The sequence below is a fragment of the Bacillus sp. AR2-1 genome (genome assembly GCF_008368755.1).
Classification (GTDB): domain Bacteria; phylum Bacillota; class Bacilli; order Bacillales; family Bacillaceae_G; genus Bacillus_A; species Bacillus_A wiedmannii.
In genome coordinates this window covers 145,721-166,990 of record NZ_QORY01000015.1, presented here as the reverse complement: position 1 = coordinate 166,990, position 21,270 = coordinate 145,721, and the positions used below count along the sequence as shown (strand labels likewise).

15 protein-coding genes and 1 pseudogene are annotated in these 21,270 nt (G+C 36.5%); 13 read left to right on the top strand and 3 right to left on the bottom strand.

The features are described from left to right. Positions 1-101: 101 nt before the first annotated feature. On the top strand, positions 102-389 hold the full coding sequence (locus DT250_RS17530) for an AbrB/MazE/SpoVT family DNA-binding domain-containing protein (protein WP_048543174.1): 288 nt from the start codon (positions 102-104) through the stop codon (positions 387-389). A gap of 275 nt (positions 390-664) precedes the next feature. After that, the gene (locus DT250_RS17525; protein WP_088063095.1) at positions 665-1,615 is read left to right on the top strand and encodes a serine protease; all 951 of its coding nucleotides are present in this window, start codon (positions 665-667) and stop codon (positions 1,613-1,615) included. Positions 1,616-1,762: 147 nt separating this feature from the next. Here DT250_RS17525 and DT250_RS17520 read toward each other — a convergent pair whose 3' ends face one another. From DT250_RS17520 to DT250_RS17510, 3 genes are all read right to left on the bottom strand, one after another. Beyond that, the gene (locus DT250_RS17520; RefSeq protein WP_149213417.1) at positions 1,763-2,866 is read right to left on the bottom strand and encodes an ABC transporter ATP-binding protein; all 1,104 of its coding nucleotides are present in this window, start codon (positions 2,864-2,866) and stop codon (positions 1,763-1,765) included. 264 nt (positions 2,867-3,130) lie between these two features. Beyond that, positions 3,131-3,994, bottom strand: coding sequence for a PucR family transcriptional regulator (locus tag DT250_RS17515; RefSeq protein WP_149213416.1), 864 nt, complete (start codon positions 3,992-3,994; stop codon positions 3,131-3,133). A gap of 69 nt (positions 3,995-4,063) precedes the next feature. Then, positions 4,064-4,924, bottom strand: coding sequence for an AraC family transcriptional regulator (locus DT250_RS17510; protein WP_149213415.1), 861 nt, complete (start codon positions 4,922-4,924; stop codon positions 4,064-4,066). 169 nt (positions 4,925-5,093) lie between these two features. On the opposite strand from DT250_RS17510, the gene DT250_RS17505 reads away from it, so the two are divergent. From DT250_RS17505 to DT250_RS17460, 11 genes and pseudogenes are all read left to right on the top strand, one after another. Continuing rightward, positions 5,094-6,437, top strand: a complete 1,344-nt coding sequence (locus DT250_RS17505) for a carbohydrate ABC transporter substrate-binding protein (RefSeq protein WP_149213414.1) — start codon at positions 5,094-5,096, stop codon at positions 6,435-6,437. Positions 6,438-6,506: 69 nt separating this feature from the next. Then, positions 6,507-7,397 carry a carbohydrate ABC transporter permease gene (locus DT250_RS17500; protein WP_149213413.1) on the top strand — a complete coding sequence of 297 codons (891 nt, stop codon included), beginning with the start codon at positions 6,507-6,509 and terminating at the stop codon, positions 7,395-7,397. 14 nt (positions 7,398-7,411) lie between these two features. Then, complete coding sequence (locus tag DT250_RS17495) at positions 7,412-8,401, top strand: carbohydrate ABC transporter permease (protein WP_149213412.1); 990 nt, start codon at positions 7,412-7,414, stop codon at positions 8,399-8,401. 12 nt (positions 8,402-8,413) lie between these two features. Then, the gene (gene gnpA, locus DT250_RS17490) at positions 8,414-10,585 is read left to right on the top strand and encodes a 1,3-beta-galactosyl-N-acetylhexosamine phosphorylase (RefSeq protein ID WP_149213411.1); all 2,172 of its coding nucleotides are present in this window, start codon (positions 8,414-8,416) and stop codon (positions 10,583-10,585) included. Continuing rightward, on the top strand, positions 10,575-10,742 hold the full coding sequence (locus DT250_RS31710; protein WP_179952851.1) for a DUF6903 family protein: 168 nt from the start codon (positions 10,575-10,577) through the stop codon (positions 10,740-10,742). Before gnpA ends, DT250_RS31710 begins: the two co-directional genes overlap by 11 nt. A gap of 108 nt (positions 10,743-10,850) precedes the next feature. Next, complete coding sequence (locus DT250_RS17485; RefSeq protein ID WP_149213410.1) at positions 10,851-11,747, top strand: ROK family protein; 897 nt, start codon at positions 10,851-10,853, stop codon at positions 11,745-11,747. 63 nt (positions 11,748-11,810) lie between these two features. Then, the gene (locus DT250_RS17480) at positions 11,811-12,977 is read left to right on the top strand and encodes an SIS domain-containing protein (protein ID WP_149213409.1); all 1,167 of its coding nucleotides are present in this window, start codon (positions 11,811-11,813) and stop codon (positions 12,975-12,977) included. A gap of 20 nt (positions 12,978-12,997) precedes the next feature. Continuing rightward, a complete protein-coding gene (nagA, locus tag DT250_RS17475) occupies positions 12,998-14,146 on the top strand; it encodes an N-acetylglucosamine-6-phosphate deacetylase (RefSeq protein WP_149213408.1) in 1,149 nt (382 codons plus the stop codon). A gap of 26 nt (positions 14,147-14,172) precedes the next feature. Beyond that, positions 14,173-15,108, top strand: a pseudogene (gene lacC / locus DT250_RS17470) (tagatose-6-phosphate kinase). A gap of 15 nt (positions 15,109-15,123) precedes the next feature. After that, a complete protein-coding gene (gene lacD, locus DT250_RS17465) occupies positions 15,124-16,131 on the top strand; it encodes a tagatose-bisphosphate aldolase (RefSeq protein ID WP_098088384.1) in 1,008 nt (335 codons plus the stop codon). 428 nt (positions 16,132-16,559) lie between these two features. Then, positions 16,560-20,936, top strand: coding sequence for an endo-alpha-N-acetylgalactosaminidase family protein (locus DT250_RS17460; RefSeq protein ID WP_149213407.1), 4,377 nt, complete (start codon positions 16,560-16,562; stop codon positions 20,934-20,936). The last annotated feature ends 334 nt before the right edge of the window (positions 20,937-21,270 follow it).

The following is a 21,270-nucleotide window of genomic DNA, read 5'->3' as shown; positions in this document are numbered from 1 at the left end:
CTTGAGTACAAAAATTTCTAAAAAGAGGCAAGTATTACCAAAAAGTGATAAAATGGAAAGAGCGAGGTGGAAAAATTAATAGAAAGTAAGGGGGGAGTAATATGAAAGCAACAGGAATTATTCGAAAAGTAGACGAATTAGGACGAATTGTTATTCCTAAAGAGTTACGAGAAGTATTAGGAATACAAATCAAATCACCACTTGAAATTTTCGTAGAAGAAGATAAAGTCATTTTACAAAAATATCAACCTTACAATGCTTGTCAAATAACAGGTGATGTTTCAAATCAAAACATATCATTAGCAAATGGAAACATTACTGTTAGTATAGATGGAGCGAAACATTTAATAAAAGAAATAGAGAAGTTTTTAAATAAGAGTGAGGCTTAGTCTTAATTTATTTTATTTTTAAAATTTCATATCATTCTTTAAAAACTATGAAAGGACCATTAAATTGGTCCTTTTATTTTGGTTATTGGTTGTACCAATCGAATTTTTGGTGAATAAAAATTACGAGATAAATAAAAAGAGTAGTATAAAATTAGTAAGCGATATTGAGAAATATTTTTAAGGAAGGAAAACGAAACGAATAAAACGAATGTTACATTTAAACCTTTTCAAAAGTGGTCTGAAATGAAAATAATATATTTTCAGGAGGGATTACGATGAATAGTAGTACAGCGAATAAACAAAAAGGTATACAATTGATTCCTTTTACAGTAGATAAGGTGGTTGAACAAGTAAATGAAATTCCACCAGGTGTACAACTCATTCATGCTCCACAAGTATGGGAGAAGAGTGCGAAAGGAAATGATATTGTTGTTGCCGTATTAGATACAGGTTGTGATGTGAATCATATAGATTTAAAGGATCGCATTATCGGTGGAAGAAATTTCACGAAAGATTACGAAGGCGATCCAAATATTTATCTTGATAATAACGGACACGGTACTCATGTAGCGGGGACAATTGCAGCGACTGAAAATGGTGTCGGTGTTTTAGGAGTTGCACCACTTGCTAAAATGTTAGTGTTAAAGGTTTTAGCGGGAGATGGTTCTGGAAGTTATGAGCAAATTATTGAGGCGATTCATTATGCTGTAAATTGGAGAGGGCCTAATAAAGAAAGAGTTAGAGTTATTTCAATGTCACTTGGTGGCCCGCAGGACGTTCCAGAATTACATGAAGCGATTCAAAATGCAGTAAAGCAAGATGTTCTCGTCGTATGTGCTGCTGGGAATAATGGAGATTGTAATGATAATACAGAGGAACTAGATTTCCCAGGTGCTTATTCCGAAGTAATTGAAGTCGGCGCTGTCAATTTAGAACGGAAAATCGCATGTTTTAGTAATTCGAATCAAGAAATTGATTTAGTGGCGCCAGGTGATGAAATATTATCTACGTATCCTGAAGGGAAATATGCGGTATTAAGTGGAACTTCTATGGCGACACCGCATGTCGCTGGAGCGCTGGCATTGCTCATTAAGCAGTGTGAGAGAGAATATGGTAGAAAGTTATCAGAGCCAGAAATATATGCACAACTTATCAAAAGAACTGTACCTTTAGGGTATGAACGTACATCTGAAGGGAATGGATTAATAGATTTATTAAAAGAATAGCAAATACGAAAAAACATCTCATATGAATATGAGATGTTTTTTCGTATGGTTCTGTCGCATATACAGGGGAATCTAGTATTTAATTCTTTTTTATGAAATGGTTGACACAACTATATCTATTTTTTTGAAATAGAAGCTATGCATCCATTAAATATTACGAATACGTTGTTCGGTAGCGATATCGAAAAAGTGTGCTTTCGCTAAACTAAAAGCTAATGGAAGTGTATCGTTAGCTTTAATCTCGGAACGAGCATTAATTCGCGCAACAAAGTTTTGATTCGAAAGTTTTCCATGAATCATCGTTTCAGCACCTAATAATTCAGCAACTTCTACTGTAATTTCGACTGTTGATTCAGGCGAAGATTGAAGAACAATTGGTTCATCATGAATGTCTTCAGGACGAATGCCGAGTATGATTTTTTGTTCATTATATCCTTTTTGCTTTAATGTTTTTAGTTGGCCATCTGGTACTTTGAAGCGAATATTTTCTATATAGAAATAGTTCTCTTGTAATGTCCCGGTAAAGAAATTCATAGCTGGAGAACCAATGAATCCACCGACAAATATGTTTTCAGGAGTATCATATACTTCTTTTGGAGTACCAACTTGCTGGATGAGCCCATCTTTCATAACAACAAGGCGTGATGCCATTGTCATGGCTTCTGTTTGATCATGTGTTACATATATAGTGGTCGTATTTAAACGACGATGCAGTTTGGAGATTTCTGAACGCATACTGACGCGTAATTTTGCGTCTAAATTCGATAGAGGCTCGTCCATTAAAAATACTTTTGCGTCACGGACGATAGCTCTTCCTAGCGCAACCCGTTGGCGTTGCCCACCCGATAATGCCTTCGGTTTTCGTTGTAAGTAATCTTCAAGCCCTAAGACTTTCGCTGCCTCCGTTACTCGGCGATTAATTTCATCTTTTGGAAGTTTGCGTAGTTTTAAGCCAAACGCGATATTATCATAAACAGTCATATGCGGGTATAGTGCGTAATTTTGAAATACCATCGCAATGTTGCGATCTTTTGGAGCGACATCATTCATACGCTCTCCATCAATATAAAACGAACCATCAGAAATGTCTTCTAGACCTGCAATCATACGTAGAGTTGTTGATTTCCCGCATCCAGAAGGACCGACAAATACGATAAACTCTTTATCTTCAATATGTAAATTAAAGTCAGAAACAGCAGTGGTTTTATTATCATAAACTTTAAAAATATGATCTAATACTAGTTCGGTCATAAATATTCACTCCTTTTCATAATTGATTGAATTATAAGATTTTTATAACCGTAAGTAAATCGGCATTGTGCACAAAAGAATGAGAGGGTTTTATACAAGTTTACAGATTTAAGAAACGCGAAAGCACCTGTAGGATGTACTTTCATCTATAGATATGGGATGAAAGTATTACTTTTTCGTAGAAAAATATGTAAAAAGAGTTTCCAAGTCATAAAACAATGATGGTATGAGAAAATGAATATTTTATCGTCTTTCATGGGAGCTTCACGAGATATCTAAAGAAAGAAACGCCATATAAACTGCTACTGCACCTTCAAAAGTTTTTATATTAATTCCTGTTTTTTCAATGAATTTATCAATTCGATACTGCAAAGTATTACGATGTAAATATAATTGTTTCGCTGCAAGAGATACATTTAAGTTACATTGGAAGAATACTTTAACGCTATCTATAAGTTCTTTGTCATTCGAAATGTGTGCCAATAATTGATTCGTGTACTTTTTTCTTTCTTCTTTTGATAATGAGATCATTAATTGATAAGGGAGCAGTTGTTCAATGTGTGTAATTTTTTGGGATAAATAGGGAGAAAGAACAGAAAATAATTTTCGCTCCCATTCATACAGATAAGCAAATTCAGTTGTTTGCGTATAGCGTCTGCCAATAAAGAAGGATAGGGATATAAAAAAATCTGTTTCTAGTGTATCAAGGGCTGCTCGCAATATAGACTCAGGCACATTTTCTTCTAATATGAGGACACCAGCTTGCGAAGTTTCCCATATCATTGTAGTAGTAAAAGAAAACATAGACTGTAAAGCATCTTGAAATTCTTCTCTCTCTATTATGGGTTGTGTTGTGAAAAAGTGTAAAAAACGAACTGATAGTATAGAAATGTTATTATTTTTGTATAATGCTTCATACCATGATATTTCTTTTTCTGTTTTATAAAATGTATCAGTATGAATGGGCGTTAAGATGGATGAAAGCAATTGATGCTCCCTTTGATGTAATCGGATTTTTCGAATCCCGACTTTGTTTCCTTCAACTAAAAACCAGCTATAATCTTCAGATAACACAGCTGCATTGATTTTGATATCCTCACCATAGTATGTTTTTAATTGTTGAATCATAGGAACACTCTCCTTTCTAAAATAATAGTATCAATATAGTAAAGAAGTATAGATTCATTGCGATTATCTTTAAAATTTCGCGCTAGAATCTGGTTTGTTTTTGCTAGAATTGATAGTGTTTCTGTATTGTGAAGGAGATAGATTCGTTTCTCGTTTAAATGATTGTGCAAAGAATGATTGGGAAGAAAAACCGGTAATGGTTGAAATATTAGAAATTGAATAGTTGGTAGTTTCTAATAATATTTTGCTTTCTCTAATACGAGTTTGAATTAAGTATTCAATAGGCGAAACACCAACGAATTTCCTGAAGGAATGAGATAAATAATATTTATTAATATGACTGATTCTTGCTAATGTATCCAGACTTATATTTTCGTGAAAATGCTGCTTAATATAGTTTTTAATAAATTCAATATCTTTATTGATTTTTTGAGTAGATGTTTTTTCTACATTAAAAGATTTTTTTCTCATCATTTTAAGTAGTAAAATTTCCAGAATATTTTGTATAATTAAATCGTAATCTTCTTGTTGATTTTCCACTTCCTCAATTAATTGCTGAAGGTAGAAGAGGAAGCTCTTTTGATCCTGTTTATAGTTGTGAATAGTGACTTGACTAGGATTTTCTATGGATGAAAAGGACAAACCTTGAATACCAAGTGCGATGTATTCGAGTGGGTGATTCGTATCAGATTTTTCTGTGTGCTCAATATTTGGATTGATGATAATCAAATTGTGCTCTTGGACAGGGATTTCTTCTTTGTAAAAGATAAAAGTTCCTTTGCCCTTGGTAATATACAATAGCTCTGTAAAGTGATGCGCATGAATGGTACTATGCCAATCTTTATCGTATTTTGATTTTGTTATATAAAGAAGTTTTACTGGAAGATGGTTGCGTTGAAATTGTGGAATCTCATATACTTCATTGGACAAATGGATCCCTCCGTCGTAAACTTTTTATCTATTTTATAAAGATTTTAGTGGGATATTCAGTAAAAAGCAAGATATCTAAAAAACAGAACAAGATGTTTATTGTGAAAGCGTTATCTATTTTGTATTCTTTAATTATGAAAGGAAGATTAGGAGATGGGGGTAAATAGAGATGAAAAAAAAGTTATTGTTGTCTGGAATGACAGCTTTGTTATCTTTTAGTTTAATAGCTTGCCAAGGTAATACTACAAAAGTTGATAACTCTAAGGATGGTAAAGGCTCCAGTGAAAAACAAACCCTTCATGTGGCAACACTTGAATCGGCTTATGGTAAAGAGATGTGGAGCAAAGTGATTGACGCATATGAAGCTGCTAATCCAAAAGTTGATGTTAAATTGACAGTGGACAAAAATCTTGAGGATGTCATAGGCTCAAATATGAAAGCAGGAAAGTATCCGGATGTTGTGTTGTTGGCAACCGGGAGAAAACAGGCACTAACAGAAACTTTGATTAAAGATAAAGCATTAGAAGACATTACCGATGTTTTTGATAAAAATGTTTATGGTGAAGATGTGAAAGTGAAAGATAAGTTAGTACCAGGGCTTACTGGTACACCTGCGACTAATCCTTATAATGACGGTAAAATTTACATGGCACCGATGTTCTATAGTCCAACTGGATTATTTTATAATGCTAGTTTATTAAAAGAAAAAGGTTGGGAAGTACCAAAAACTTGGGACGAAATGTGGGCTTTGGGAGATAAAGCGAAAGCAGAAGGGATTTCATTATTTACTTATCCTACTACAGGATACTTTGATACATTATTCTACTCTTTACTACTAGGAGTGGGCGGACCTGAGTTATTTAATAAAGCTATGAAATATACAGATGGTGTTTGGGAAACTTCTGAAGCAACAAAATCTTTTGAAATTATCGGAAAATTAGGAAAATATACAGAGCCAACTACTGTTGCGAATGCAAATGATAAAGACTACAAGAAAAATCAACAATTGGTTCTCGATAACAAAGCTTTGTTTATGCCAAATGGTACATGGGTAGTTGGTGAGATGAAAGAAGCTCCACGATCTAAAGGGTTTGAATGGGGCATGATGGCTTTACCAACAATTGATGCTAATAGCGACCGTTATGCATTTACTTTCTTTGAACAAATGTGGATTCCTTCGGCAGCTAAAAATAAACAACTTGCTAAAGATTTCATGACATTTGTTTATTCGGATAAGGCAGCTGAAATTTTTGCTGAATCGAGTGCGATTCAGCCTATCAAAGGCCTTTCTAATAAACTGACAGGTGAAAATAAATCATTCTATAGTATCTATGATAATGGAGTGAAAGTGGGAATAGGTGGATTTGCTGCAACGAAAGCCGTTGAAGGTGTAAGTATGCCAGATACATTATTTAGAACGATTGACAGTGTTATTTCTGGTGATAAAAAGGTGAAAGATTGGCAAAACTCTGTTGAAAAAGTGAGTGACCAATTACGGTCTGCATTAAAATAAATTCGTTTTCACTACGTACAATGGTGAGCAGCTAGTCTCACCATTGTACTTATTAACTGAGGTGATGGCATGAATAAGACAACAGAAAAAAGAATTTTTATTTTTGTTTGTACTGCACCCGCACTACTCCTGTTAGCCACTTTTATGATTGTTCCTACGATCGAGGTATTCAGGATGTCCTTATATAAGTGGGGAGGATTTTCTAATAATAAGGTATTTGTTGGATTAGAAAACTTCAAGATTTTATGGAATGATATGAATTTCTTTCGGTCTCTCCAAAACAGTATCGTATTGATTGTTATTGTTACACTTATCACGATGGTGATGGCGATCTTGTTTGCCTCGTTGTTAACGAGAGAAAAAATAAAAGGAAAAGGTTTCTTTCGAATTATTTTTTATATTCCTAATATTTTATCCGTTGTAGTTATCGCAGGAATTTTTTCTGCAGTTTATGACCCGACTACAGGATTGTTAAATAATATACTTGCTCTATTTAACCTTGAAAACCTTCAAAAGATGTGGCTCGGCAATCAAAAAATTGCTATTTACAGCATTGGCGGGGCACTTATTTGGCAAGCGATTGGTTACTATATGGTCATGTATATGGCGGCAATGGCAAGTATTCCGGAAAGTTTTTATGAAGCGTCTGCTTTGGAAGGTGCTGGACGGGTCAGACAATTTTTCAGTATTACGTTACCGTTAATTTGGAATAACATTCGGACGACGTTAACTTTCTTCGTTATTAGTACGATTAATTTAAGTTTTCTACTCGTTCAAGCGATGACTGGCGGCGGACCTGACGGATCGACGGAAGTGTTTTTAAGCTACATGTATAAGCAGGCTTACACGAATTCTTCTTACGGTTACGGTATGGCTATTGGGGTGGTCATTTTCCTATTCTCATTCGCATTATCTGCAATTATAAGCGGTGTCACTAAAAGGGAAGTGTTGGAGTATTAAGGAGGTCCAAAACGATGGAAACACAAAAAAGAATGACTACAGAAACAGCTTATCGAGATCCAAAAATGATGGAAGCCGAAAAAGAAATGATTGTAGAAACAGCTTATAAAGCCCCAAAAACAGTGAAGCCCCAAAAAGGTATGACTACAGAAGCGATATATCGTTGTTTTATATATGTAGCACTGATTACGTTAGCAATTTCTATTATTATTCCTGTTGCATGGGTTTTCTTAGCCTCAGTGAAGAAAAACTCGGAGTTTTATGGAAGTCCTTGGGCCATGCCGAAAAGCTTGTATTTTCAAAACTTTATCGATGCTTTCCAAAAAGCAAACATGGGTACCTACATGTTGAATTCAGTCATGGTAACCGCGTTGGCTCTGCTCATTTTATTGATTGTAGCCTTACCAGCAGCCTATGTGTTGGCAAGGTATACCTTTAGAGGAAGCAAGTTAATAAATACTTTTTTTAAAGCTGGATTATTCATCAATGTGAACTACATTGTTGTTCCAATTTTCTTGATGTTATTGGACGGAGATACCTTTTTACGAGGCCAACTTGGTGATGGATTTTTACTAGACAATTTATTTGTTTTAGCTGTGGTATATGCGGCGACGGCGTTACCATTTACCATTTACTTGCTGTCTAGTTTTTTTCAATCACTTCCATCTACATATGAGGAAGCGGCGTTGGTCGATGGTGCAGGATATTTCAAAACAATGATTTCAGTCATGATTCCGATAGCTCGTCCAAGTATTATTGCCGTCATTTTATTTAATTTTCTTGCCTTTTGGAACGAATACATTATTGCCTTAACATTAATCCCAGGACCGAATAAAACGTTACCTGTCGGGTTAATGAACTTGATGGCAGCTCAGAAATCTGCTGCGAACTATGGTCAAATGTATGCAGGAATGGTTCTTGTCATGCTGCCAACTTTGATTTTATACATCATTGTTCAAAAAAAATTAACACAAGGAATGTCCCATGGTGGTTTAAAGGATTAAAGGAGGATTTACATGAAAAAGAAAAAAGGCCGTGTTACTTTACCGAGTGAAGAAAATTTTCTTAAGGAAACAAAAGAATTGATGGAACGATGGGGTGCGGATGCGATTCGCGATAGTGATGGAACGAAACTAGATGACGATATTAAACAATTGGATGCAAAAATTTATACGACCTATTTTGTTGCTCGAGCTCACAATGAGTTCGCAGAGAAGTACATGGATGAATGCCAGCAACTTTATTTAATGAGCTTGTTCAATACTGCCCTTACTGACACCCTTGAAATTGAGTTTATGAAAGGCTATTTTGAGAAACAATTAAAGCCGGATTACGTTCACAGTCCTAAAAAATACTGGGAGGTTATTGACCGGACAACCGGAGAAGTTGTTGATGTGAATGATTGGGAAGTAAATGAAGCGCAAAATCGTGTCTTGATTACGAATGCGATTCCCTGGCATGAATATACAGTTTCATTCCTAGTCTATGCGATTTGGGATCCAACCCAAATGTACAATCATATAACGAATAATTGGGGCGATAAGCCGCATGATATTCCTTTTGATGTCAGGCAGCCACATTCCAATGAATTTATGAAAACTTATTTAAAACAATGGCTGACAGAAAATCCGGATACAGATGTGGTCAGGTTTACAACGTTTTTCTATCATTTTACCCTTGTGTTTAATAATCTTGGCAAAGAGAAATTTGTCGATTGGTTCGGATATGGTGCAAGCGTTTCAGTTGCTGCTTTGGATGCTTTTGAACAAGAAAAGGGATATCGCTTAAGACCAGAGGACATTGTTGATCAAGGCTATTATAATACTGCATTTCGAATTCCAACTCCTGCTTTTTTAGATTATATAGATTTTGTTCATAAGTTCGTTGTTGAAGAAGCCAAGAAACTTGTGGATATCGTCCATGAAAGTGGAAAAGAAGCAATGATGTTCCTTGGTGATAACTGGATTGGTACAGAACCATATGGAAAATACTTCGAAAATATCGGATTGGACGCAGTTGTAGGCAGTGTGGGCGGCGGAGCTACATTACGTATGATTGCCGATATACCACATGTTCGTTACACAGAAGGGCGTTTCTTACCGTATTTCTTCCCGGACACGTTTTACGAAGGTAACAATCCGACGATTGAAGCGAATGAAAACTGGTTAACGGCGCGAAGAGCTTTACTGCGGAACCCTGTTGATCGTATCGGCTATGGTGGTTATTTAAGTTTAGCTTATCAATTCCCGGAATTTATCTCCTACATTGAAAAAGTTACTGAGGAATTTCGTGAAATTCATGACACGATTAAAGGCGTTCAACCATACAGCGGTCTTAAAGTTGCAATTTTGAATTCATGGGGCAAGTTGAGAACTTGGCAAACACATATGGTTGCGCACGCCCTATGGTATAAACAAATTTATTCTTATTTAGGTGTTTTGGAATCCTTAAGCGGGGCTGCTGTGGAAGTTTCGTTCATTAGTTTTGATGATGTCATTAACGAGGGGATACATGAGGATATTGACGTTATCATTAATGCCGGCGATGTAGGCACAGCTTTTTCAGGAGGTGCTAATTGGATTAATGAAAAGTTAGTCACTACAATCAGGGCCTGGATGTATAATGGCGGAGGTTTCATAGGTATTGGCGAACCGACAGCCTATCAGCATGAAGGACATTATTTTCAATTGGCGAACGTCTTAGGTGTTGACAAAGAATTAGGATTTAGCTTATCGACAGATAAATATTTTATTAATCCTGTCGAAAATCACTTTATTTCTACTGACAGCACCGAATTTGATTTTGGTGAAGGGATGAAAAACATTTATGCGTTATCAGACAAAACCGAAATAATCGAATATTCAAACGGTGAAGTTCATCTTTCTAGTCATCCGTTTGGAGAAGGCAGAGCTGTGTATATAGCAGGGCTGCCATACAGCGAAGAAAATACACGCCTGCTCATGCGCGCGTTATACTATGCTGCCAATAAAGAAGAAGAGTTTCAAAAGTATCATGCGAGCAACATTTATTGTGAAGTCCATGCATATCCATCTATTCAAAAAATGGCGATCGTTAACAATTCAATGATCGAACAAACAACGGCTGTCTACGACGGACAAGGAAAGAGGAAAGAAGTGACATTGGCACCTAGTGAAATTAGATGGGAGGATTTTTCAAATGAAGGCTAACATTTTATTCATTATTAAAATTGTTGTGTTTATCATATGCCTGTCTTTAATTATCATCTATCAAAAGACAGCTGGTAAATTTGAACTAGGTATGATGTTGATTGGGTTAGCCGGTCTCTTAGGGTTACTTTATGACTACAATCGGAAATACGTATAAATTAACTAGGGCAAGTGAATTGATCAAGGAATCGCACATATATGTTCGACGATAACAATTATAGAAAAATATTCAAAACATCAAATATAAACCTAGGGGTGCGGACAAATGAAAAAGGCAGTCGGCATTGATATTGGGGGAACGAAGGTTGCAGCAGGAGTCATTTCGGATACAGGCGAACTGCTTGAACGCGTGGAAATAAAAAGTGATCCTTCAGACCGAGAAAAAATGTTTGGTAGAGTTGTAGAAGCTGTGGAACAAGTTCTCAAAAAATCATCGATTTCCATCACTGATATTGAGGGGATTGGCGTTGGGGTACCGGGAAAAGTAGATTGCGAGAAGGGAATTGCCGTTTTTCAAAACAATTTACCTTGGAGACAGTTTCCTATTTCAGTTCGTTTGCAAGAGCAATTTGGTATTCAGCGGATTACGATTGACAATGATGTCTATATGGCGGCTTATGCCGAATGGAGAGCAGCGCATGTAAAAAGTAATGAAACCTTTGTCTATGTGACTATAAGTACGGGAATATCTTGTTCTATCATTCATAAAGGTTCATTTTTTAGGGGGGCAGGATTTGCTGGAGAACTCGGTTTGATTCCTGTTCTCACGAAGGGGGGCAATGAACGATTAGAAAAAATTGCTTCTGGACCAGGGATTCAGAGAAGAGCCGAAAGGGACTTACAGGTAGATACTATTTCAACAAAGGATGTTTTTGCTGGTTATATAAACGAGGTACCGGAATATCAGTTCATCATCAACGAAGTAACCGACTACTTAACTCAAGGACTTTATACGATTTCCTCCTTATTAGACCCGCACAAAATGGTTTTTGGTGGCAGTGTCATTGTGAAAAATCCATTTCTACTGGAGTTGATTAAAGAGAACCTGAAAAGATATCAGCTTCCAGAGCAACAACATCTTTTGGAACAGATGAGCATCAGTACGTTGACACAAAATAATGGAGTTACTGGTGCAGGATTAAGAGTATTTGAAGGTATGTAATGGGGCGTGCTGGTCTTCTTTTATGGAGAGAATGATGGCAAATAGGTAGAGGAGTGGACAAATATGTTTACATTAAGTCAAGACAAATTAGTTTCGTTAGGCGCAGCGATAACAACGGCGGAAATAAGACGACAGCCTGATTTATGGACTGAAACCTTTGCTCTGTATATGAAGAAAAGCGAGGAAATTGAAGAGTTTTTGCAAAAAATTGTAACGAAACACAACCGGGTTCGAGTTATTTTTACAGGCGCTGGAACGTCTGCCTATGTCGGTGATACAGTCACCCCTTATTTAATAGAAAAAGTCGATGAACAACAGTGGGAAGTACTAAGCATTCCGACAACTACGTTAGTTTCAAATCCTTATCAATTTTTCAAAAAGGATTTTCCGACCTTACTCGTTTCATTTGCTAGAAGCGGAAATAGTCCGGAAAGTGTTGCTGCTGTACAATTAGCTGAGCAAATAGTAACCGATTTGTATCAAATAACGATTACTTGTGCGAAAGATGGAAAATTAGCCGAAAGGGCCATGAATAATGAAAAAAATTTATTGCTATTGATGCCTGAAAAATCAAATGATCAAGGTTTTGCAATGACAGGAAGTTATACTTGTATGGCGTTAACGGCATTACTTGTTTTTGATTCTATATCGACAGAAGAAAAATCGAAGATAGTGAAAAAAATCCATCAAATGGGTGAAAGTGTTATTCAAAGAGAAGACATTATCCAAAAGATAGTAGATTTTGATTTTGACCGAATTATTTACTTAGGTTCTGGTAGTTTAGAAGGTTTAGCAAAAGAATCGCAATTAAAAATATTAGAACTGACAGCTGGGAAAATTGTAACCGCATTTGATTCACCGCTTGGCTTCCGACACGGTCCAAAATCATTTCTAAACGAAAAATCATTGGTTTTTGTGTTTGTTTCTAACCATCCGTATACACGTCAATATGATTTAGATATGTTAAAAGAAATGCAGCAGGACAACATTGCCAGTTATATTTGTGCCATCGAGGTTGATGGAGAAACTAATTATACTGGCAGTAGGTTTGTATTCGGCAGAGAGGCTCAGTCTATACCAGATGCTTACTTAGCGTTACCTTTTGTCATTATCGGGCAAACAGTCTCTCTGTTAGCTTCAGTAAAAGTAGGCAATACACCAGATACCCCTTCACCGACAGGAACAGTGAACCGAGTCGTTAAAGGTGTTACTATCTACGAATATGAGTAACTAGGATTGGGGAAATATACATGACTATTTTTATTTTTGCAGATAAGTTTTTTCTTGAAGAGATGGTCATAGGGCCTGGATTTTTAGAAATAAAAGACGGAAAATTCGGTGTTTTCTTAGAGAATAGGCCGAAGGAAACGGCAAAAATTATTGAGTATAGAGGACATTGGATCGCTCCTGGCCTAGTAGATACACATATTCATGGATTTAGAAATCACGACATTATGGACAATAGTTTTGAAGGATTGAACCAAATTTCGATAGGACTCCTGTCATGCGGCGTTACATCTTTTTTACCGACAACTTTAACATCCTCAAAAGAATCGTTAAATAACGTCGTTGAAATGATTGGTGCCAATTACAAGAGAGTACAAGGTGCAAAAATTAAAGGTATCTTTTTAGAAGGACCATTTTTTACTGAAAAGCATAAAGGAGCACAGAACACGAAATATTTTTGTGACCCATCAGTTGAAATGTTGAAAGTTTGGCAGGAATTATCAAATAATGCTATTAAAAAAATTGCGATTGCACCTGAAAGGAAAGGGGCGGCGGAATGTATTGAATATGCTGTAGGAGAAGGGATTGCAGTGGCGTTGGCTCACAGTGACGCAACTTATGAAGAAGCAAAGCAAGCGGTTGAAAAAGGAGCTTCCATTTTTATTCATACTTTCAATGGAATGAGTCCATTGCATCATCGTGAGCCGGGGATGGTCGGAGCGGCCATGAATCTAAAAGATGTTTTTGCCGAAATCATATGTGATGGACATCATGTACATCCCGTTGCCTCAAATATTTTAATGAATATCCGCGGTAGAGAAAAGGTTGTTATGGTGTCTGATTGTATGATGGCTGGAGGTATGCCGGAAGGAATGTATCAGCTGGGAGAATTTCCTGTGAAAGTAAAAGATGGGATGGCTCGTTTGAAAAACGGAAGTTTAGCAGGGAGTATTTTGCAATTAAAAGATGCTGTCAAAAATGTCGTCGATTGGGGAATTGCCACACCTGAGGAAGCAATTTACATGGCGAGCACGGCACCAGCTAAAAGTATGCAGCTTGATGGCGAATGCGGGAAGATTGCTGAGGGGTATGATGCTGACTTTATTGTGATGACACCGGAGATGGATGTAACCGCTACCTATCTTGACGGTGTATGCCGTTTTCAAGCTTAAACAAATTTCTGAAAGAGGGATTACCAATGATACTATCTGCCACCATGAATCCATCGGTCGACATTTCCTATCCGATTCATGAATTAAAGTTAGATGCTGTTAACCGTGTGGAAGCCGTTCATAAAACTGCTGGTTGAAAAGGCTTGAATGTTGCGCGAGTAATTACTCAAATGGAAGAAGTTGTCCTAGCGACAGGTGTGCTTGGTGGTACGATTGGGGAATACATTATTCAAGAATTAAATAAAGTCAATATTCCAAATGACTTTTTGAAAATCAAAAAAGAATCAAGAAATTGTATCGCCATTCTTCATGAAGGGATGCAAACAGAGATTTTAGAATCGGGGCCAACATTATCTAAAGAAGAAGGGGTTGAATTTTTAGAGAAATTTGAATTTCTACTTACAACAGCTTCACTTGTGACAATTTCGGGCAGTTTACCGAAAGGATTACCGACTAACTACTACTATCAAATGTTAGAAATCTGTCATGAAAATGGAATTCCAGTAATTATGGATTCGTCAGGGGAATCTTTGAAACAAGCGATGCTTCATAAAGAAAAACCATTCGCCATCAAACCGAATAAAGCGGAATTATCACAGCTGTTGGGCATTGACATGGAGGCGGGAATCATAGAACTAAAGCAAGCATTAAACAATGAATTATTTACTGGAATTGAGTGGATTATCGTATCGATGGGTAGTGAAGGTGCATTTGTTAAACATAGCGAGGACTATTATAGAGTTATGGTCCCAAAAATAGAAGTGGTCAATCCTGTAGGGGCTGGTGATGCAACAGTTGCAGGATTAGCTGTGGCACTATATCAACATCAAACGGTCGAGACTGTTCTTAAAACGGCGATGACTACAGGAATGTTAAATACGATGGAAGCTGAAACTGGTTATATTAATGTGAATAAGTTTAAACAATATTTTGATCTCGTTAAAGTTGAACAAATAGATTGATAGAGGAGAATGTTGATGTTAGAACTAACCAAAAATAAATTGGAAGCTCTAAAACGTTTATCTGCAGAAAATGGAATAATTGGTGCATTGGCTATTGACCAGCGTGGATCATTGAAAAAAATGATTGCGTCTGGCGGTGTGAGTCAAGTTGGAGATGAGGGCATTACCCGTTTTAAAGAAGTAGTTTCTGAGGAATTAACACCATTTACAACAGCGATTCTTTTGGACCCGGAATACGGTTTGCCAGCGGCTAAAGTCCGAGATAAAGAATCAGGCTTAATCGTAGCGTATGAAAAAACTGGATACGATGCGTCAGAAGTAGGACGGCTACCAGATTTATTACCAGAATGGTCAGTGAAACGATTAAAGGATGCAGGTGCCGATGCAATTAAATTCTTACTCTACTATGATATCGATGAAGATGAAAAAATTAATAACTATAAACATGTTTATATGGAACGTATCGGATCTGAATGTGCAGCTGAAGACATACCATTTTTCTTAGAGATTGTTACTTATGATGCTGAAAGTGATAATGTGAAAAATAAAGCATACGCAAAAATAAAACCTTATAAAGTGATTGAGTCCATGAAGGAGTTCTCAAAGCCGCAATATAAAGTAGATGTATTAAAAGTAGAAGTTCCAGTAGATATGAACTATGTGGAAGGATATACAGAAGGTGAATTTGTTTACAGTAAAGAAAAAGCAGCTTCTTATTTCAAAGAACAAAGTGAAGCAACGAAGCTTCCATTTATTTTCCTTAGTGCAGGAGTAAGCGCAAAATTATTTCAAGAAACATTAAAATTTGCTAAAGAATCCGGTTCTACCTTTAATGGAGTATTATGTGGTCGGGCAACTTGGAAAGACGGTGTCATGCCGTTTGCTATAGGCGGTGAACAAGCAGGTCGTCATTGGTTAAAAGATATTGGTAAAAGGAATATTGAAGAATTGAATCTCGTGTTGAAAGAGACGGCTAATTCATGGTTTGCTAAAGTGAAAGTAACAGCTGAGCTGCAAAGTTAGTACAATATCTTTTCTTCCATGTTTAAATGGAATGAAGAAAAATGAGTAGACATTCGTCTGCTCATTTTTTAGTTGCGTCCAGTATGGCCACAAATGCTAGGATGAAAGCGCAGAACAGTTAAGTGAGTTGTGATCATGACTAAAAAAGGGGGAGCACCCTTTACATGTGAATAAACCAAAGATTGTTAATTATCGTATGAAATTTAATAAAAACACCCTTGAAAAGGTGATAATATCCTTATTTTGTAAGCGTTTTAAAAAGACAATATAACTAAAAAAAGAAACAATATCTTTATTGAGTGGGCGCTTGAAAAAAACTATTCTAAACATAAGTGAAAGCGGTACCTTTCAGGTTTTGGTATATTTTTAAAAATGAATGTGCAGGTATTGTTTTTAACTGAAATTTAAATTTCAAAGGGGGAGAAGAATTGGAGAGTAAGCATTTCAAGAGAGTTTTTAATATCCTTCTTGCACTTGTGCTAATTGTGCCGACATTTTTAGTGAGCATGATTGTACCATTACATGTAGGAGCAAATGTGTCTAGTCCATGGGTCACAATTTCATCTGGAGGAAACGAAATTAATGCATTAATAGAACAAAATGGGAAGTCCTATGCAAGGCTTGGAGCAGGTGCTGGAAATGATAACGGGGCTAAAGCTGCAATTTTTCAAGAGCAAAATAAAGTCGCTAAAGAAGCAGGAACGATGGCGTATACCTTTACTCCAGAAACCAATGGAGAAGATACTAGATTTGGTTTCTATCCTCATTATATTGACAATAATAACTTCGTTTTTGTAGGCTACGACTCACTTGGATGGTTCTATGAATACAAATATCAAGGAAAAGGTGATTGGTTAAAAACGAGACCAAATGTTTCACTGCCAGAGGCTGGGACCTCACATTCCATAAAAATCGATTATAACGGAACCACTATGAATATTACATTAGATGGAAAAGATTTATTTGGACCGGTTACGTTGCCTAATGATGTAAAGAACCTCCTTACAGGTAAGGAAGCAGTTAAACTTGGTGCTTTTGGAGATAAAAAAAGTCAAGTTCTCATTGAATTAGGAGATGCACCTGAGGATGGAGGCACGAATCCAGGAGATGAAAAACTTGTCGACATTACGGATAATAAACTAGAAGAAGGCGACTTGAAAATTATCTCTGGCGACGGAAAAGTTACCTATAATGAAGATGGTTCAGCAACTTTTGGTGTTACATCTACCCAAAAAAATCGAATTGTCTACAACCAAATGAAAGGAATTAAAAATGGTGTTTTTGAAGCGGATGTTACTACTAATACTGATAAGATGAATCGCTTTGGATTCATTTATCGTGTTCAAAATGCATCTGCATACACATATGTAGGAACAGGGGATACGAACGATCAGTATTTTGGTGAAACATTTGGACCTATAAACAATTGGACGTCGATGACTTCAAACGTGCCGTTAAAAGCAAAACAAACATACCATTTACGTTTAGTATTTATGGACGATGTTGCGACGTTATACATTGATGATAAAAAGGTAGACTCTTGGACTTTAACTGGTGGTGTAGATCAAGCGGGGGGGCTAGGGTTTGAAAAAAGCCGAGGTGCTGCTGATATTACGATTTCTAATATCAAAATCAAAGAATACAGTGCGCCAAAACCTCCAGATACTCCACCAGTAGAAGATGTATTAAAGTCAAAATATATGGATGTCACAATTGATCAAGTGTTCCCACGGGTTGTGAAATACAAAGTTGGCAATAAAGTAATGAATGGGCAAGAATCACCTGTGTACGGATTGAAAGTAAATGGTTCCTTATACTATCCTAAAGTAAGCTTTGAAAAGTTAAGCGATAGTGAAGTGCTATATACATTAAAAGTTGTGGATGAAATGAAAAATCTTGATGCTGTATTTAAGGTATCTTTGAAAGTAAATGATAATAAAGTTATTTATAGTTTCGATGAAATTAAAAATAATGGTAGTGCAAAAATTGAAACAGTTGAGTTTGCTGATATGAACGTTATCTCAGTAAATTCGGAGCAAAAAGGTGCAAAAGCTAAATTAACGAATATTAGTACTGATGTTAGGAAATCAGGAGATGTGGATGTAAGCATAGATTCTTCCATGGGAGAAATAGGTACATCTACTAAAAATTATACTGCATTTTTGTCAACTGACGAATTGAGTGCGGGTGTATGGTCCAGTTCAGAAGTGGATGGCTATAAAAACGTAGTTGCAAATCGATATGTAAATAAAAATGGTTCTAAGGCAATGGGGATAGGTTCTAGTGCACTCTATTACCAAAGAGATTTTATGTCAGAACCACAAAAAAATAAACCAACTATTAAAATAGCTATAGCTAAAGATTTGAATACTGATAATAAGACAGATTGGCAAGATGCGGCGATTGCATACCGTGATATTATGCAAGACATTAAAGGATATCAAGATGTAAACAATAATGTTGGAATGCGTATTGCAATGAATTTCGGATCACAAGCACAACAACCATTCTTAAAAACAGCAGATAATATTAAAAAGGTTGCTCTTGCTACAGATGAATTGGGGCAAGCTGTTTTATTAAAAGGATATGCAAACGAAGGGCATGACAGTGGTCATCCGGATTACGGTAATGTAGGTGAGCGTATGGGTGGCGTGAAAGATTTGGATACGCTTATTAAAGAGGGGCATAAGTATAATACCCAATTTGGTGTCCATATCAATGCGCAGGAAGTTTATCCTGAAGCGAAAGCTTTCAACAATGATTTTATTGATCGTCCAAATTCTTTAGGATGGGGATGGCTAGATCAATCTTATACAATTAATAAATTAAAAGATTTGTATACTGGAGCGCGTGCGAAAAGACTAGATGAATTGAAAGCTGCTGTTTCAGATCTTGACTTTATTTATTTAGATGTATGGTATCAAAATCAATGGGAATCAAATAGAATAGCAGATCAATTTAAAGATAGGGGCTGGAGACTAACAACGGAATTTGGTGGTTCTATGGCCAATTATTCAACGTGGCAACACTGGGCTACCGATAAAAACTATGGTGGACCGGAAAGCAAAGGTATCAACTCAGAAGTACTACGCTTTATTAGCAATCACCAAAGAGATTCTTGGGTGTTGAATTGGCCTGAAGTAGGAGGAACTGCTGATCATCCATTGCTTGGTGGATTTGAATTAGCTGGTTTCGAAGGGTGGCAATCTGATAAGAATTTTGATAATTTTATTCGCATGACATTTGATACGAATCTACCTACTAAATTCTTACAAAAATATTATGTAACGAATTGGACAGCTGTAGAAGGGGATAAAAGCAAGACAAACTTAGAAAAGGAAATAAAATTGAAAGACCCAAGTAATGGGGATGTTGTCGATGTAACTAGAAAAGACAATTCTAGGGAACGTGTGATTACACTGAATGGAAACGTTGTACTTGATGGACACACTTATTTAATTCCTTGGGTGAAACAAGACTTTAAAAATCCAACTTCTAATTCTGAAAAACTATATCATTGGAATTTGGAAGGTGGTACAACTACTTGGACACTTCCAGATGAATATAAAGATGCATCTAGTGTATATGTATACAAACTGACAGATCGTGGTAGAGCAGATATGAAAGAAGTCAAGGTCGTAAATAATAAGGTAACTTTGACAGCTAGTGCGGCAACACCTTATGTTGTTGTACCAAAAAGAGATAAAGGTTTGGAAATTCTTGATTATGATTGGAGCAAGGGTGCTCATATATATGACGCGGGATTTAATACAGGAAAAGTAAGTGCATATACAACTATTGAGGGGGATAACAAAGCTGTAAGCGTCGTCAGAACAAATCAAACTGGAAGCAACCGTAATGTAAGTAGTGGAGATTACTACTTGAATATTGATAGTCCATCGAAAGACACAACTGTTTCCCGTGTTCTTACTGGTTTGGAACCAGGTAAAGAATATGTAGCAGAGGTATATGTTGAAAACAATAGTGATGTAAAGGCCGGAATTACAGTAACAGGTGGGAAAGAAGACGTTAACAATTACACACTTCGAAGCCTGCAAAAGAAATATGTTAAGGCAGATTCACATGCCTCAAATGATGGATACAATAGCAAAATGCAAATCATGCAAGTAAGCTTTACAGTTGTAACGAATAAAGCTAAATTAACTCTCAGCCGTGATTCTGGAAAAGGAAACACAAAATTTGATGATATTCGGATCGTTCAAAAGTCCTTAAAAAATCATGTCTCACCGACGGAATTTAAACAAGATTTTGAAATGGTAGTACAAGGAATTTATCCATTTGTTATTGGGAACACAGAAGGGGTAGAAGACAACAGAATTCATTTGTCTGAATTGCATGCTCCATATACGCAAAAAGGATGGGCAGGCAAAAAATTAGTCGATGATGTATTAGGTGGGAATTGGTCCGTTAAAGTGAACACTGGAAACAAAGGTTTGCTGTACCGTACTATTCCTCAAAATTATCGTTTCGAACCAGGCGTAACTTATAAAGTATCATTTGACTACCAAACAACAGCAAATGCATTCCGCTTTATTTCAGGGGATCAAGAAATTGATGTTCGAGACATTGCGAGTGCAAAGGGATTGAGTGTGAATAACACTCTTACTGCATCTACTGATACAAAAACAGCACAGTTTACTGTGACAGGTTCTGAGAACGGTCAAACTTATGTTGGAATTTTCAGTGATGGAACGAATTTAAACGGGGATACCGGAGCAGGTACGTTTATTTTAGATAATTTACGTATTGAAAAGGTGACTTCAAGGGGAGGGACAGAGAGGTAAAAATCTCTATTAAGATAAAAGTAGTTTTATCGTTCGAGTAATATTGCGAATGAAAAGAGGGTGACCTAAAAGTAGCTGAGTAGCTATATGGGTTAACCTCTTTTTGATTTAAGTATGTCATCATAACTAAATGATGGAAAGAAAGGAACGATACTCTTATGTTTATCCCGCATTTAACGGGCAGTAAGACCCCCACCTCAAAATTCAGCGAAAGCAAAGAAGTTAGGTGGGGGTCAGGCTGCCCGTAAAAGCCCGATTGGTTCAACTAATAATCAGTGGGGGATGAACAAAACCCCCACTGATTAAAGTTTTACTTTATAGATTATAAAAAAAG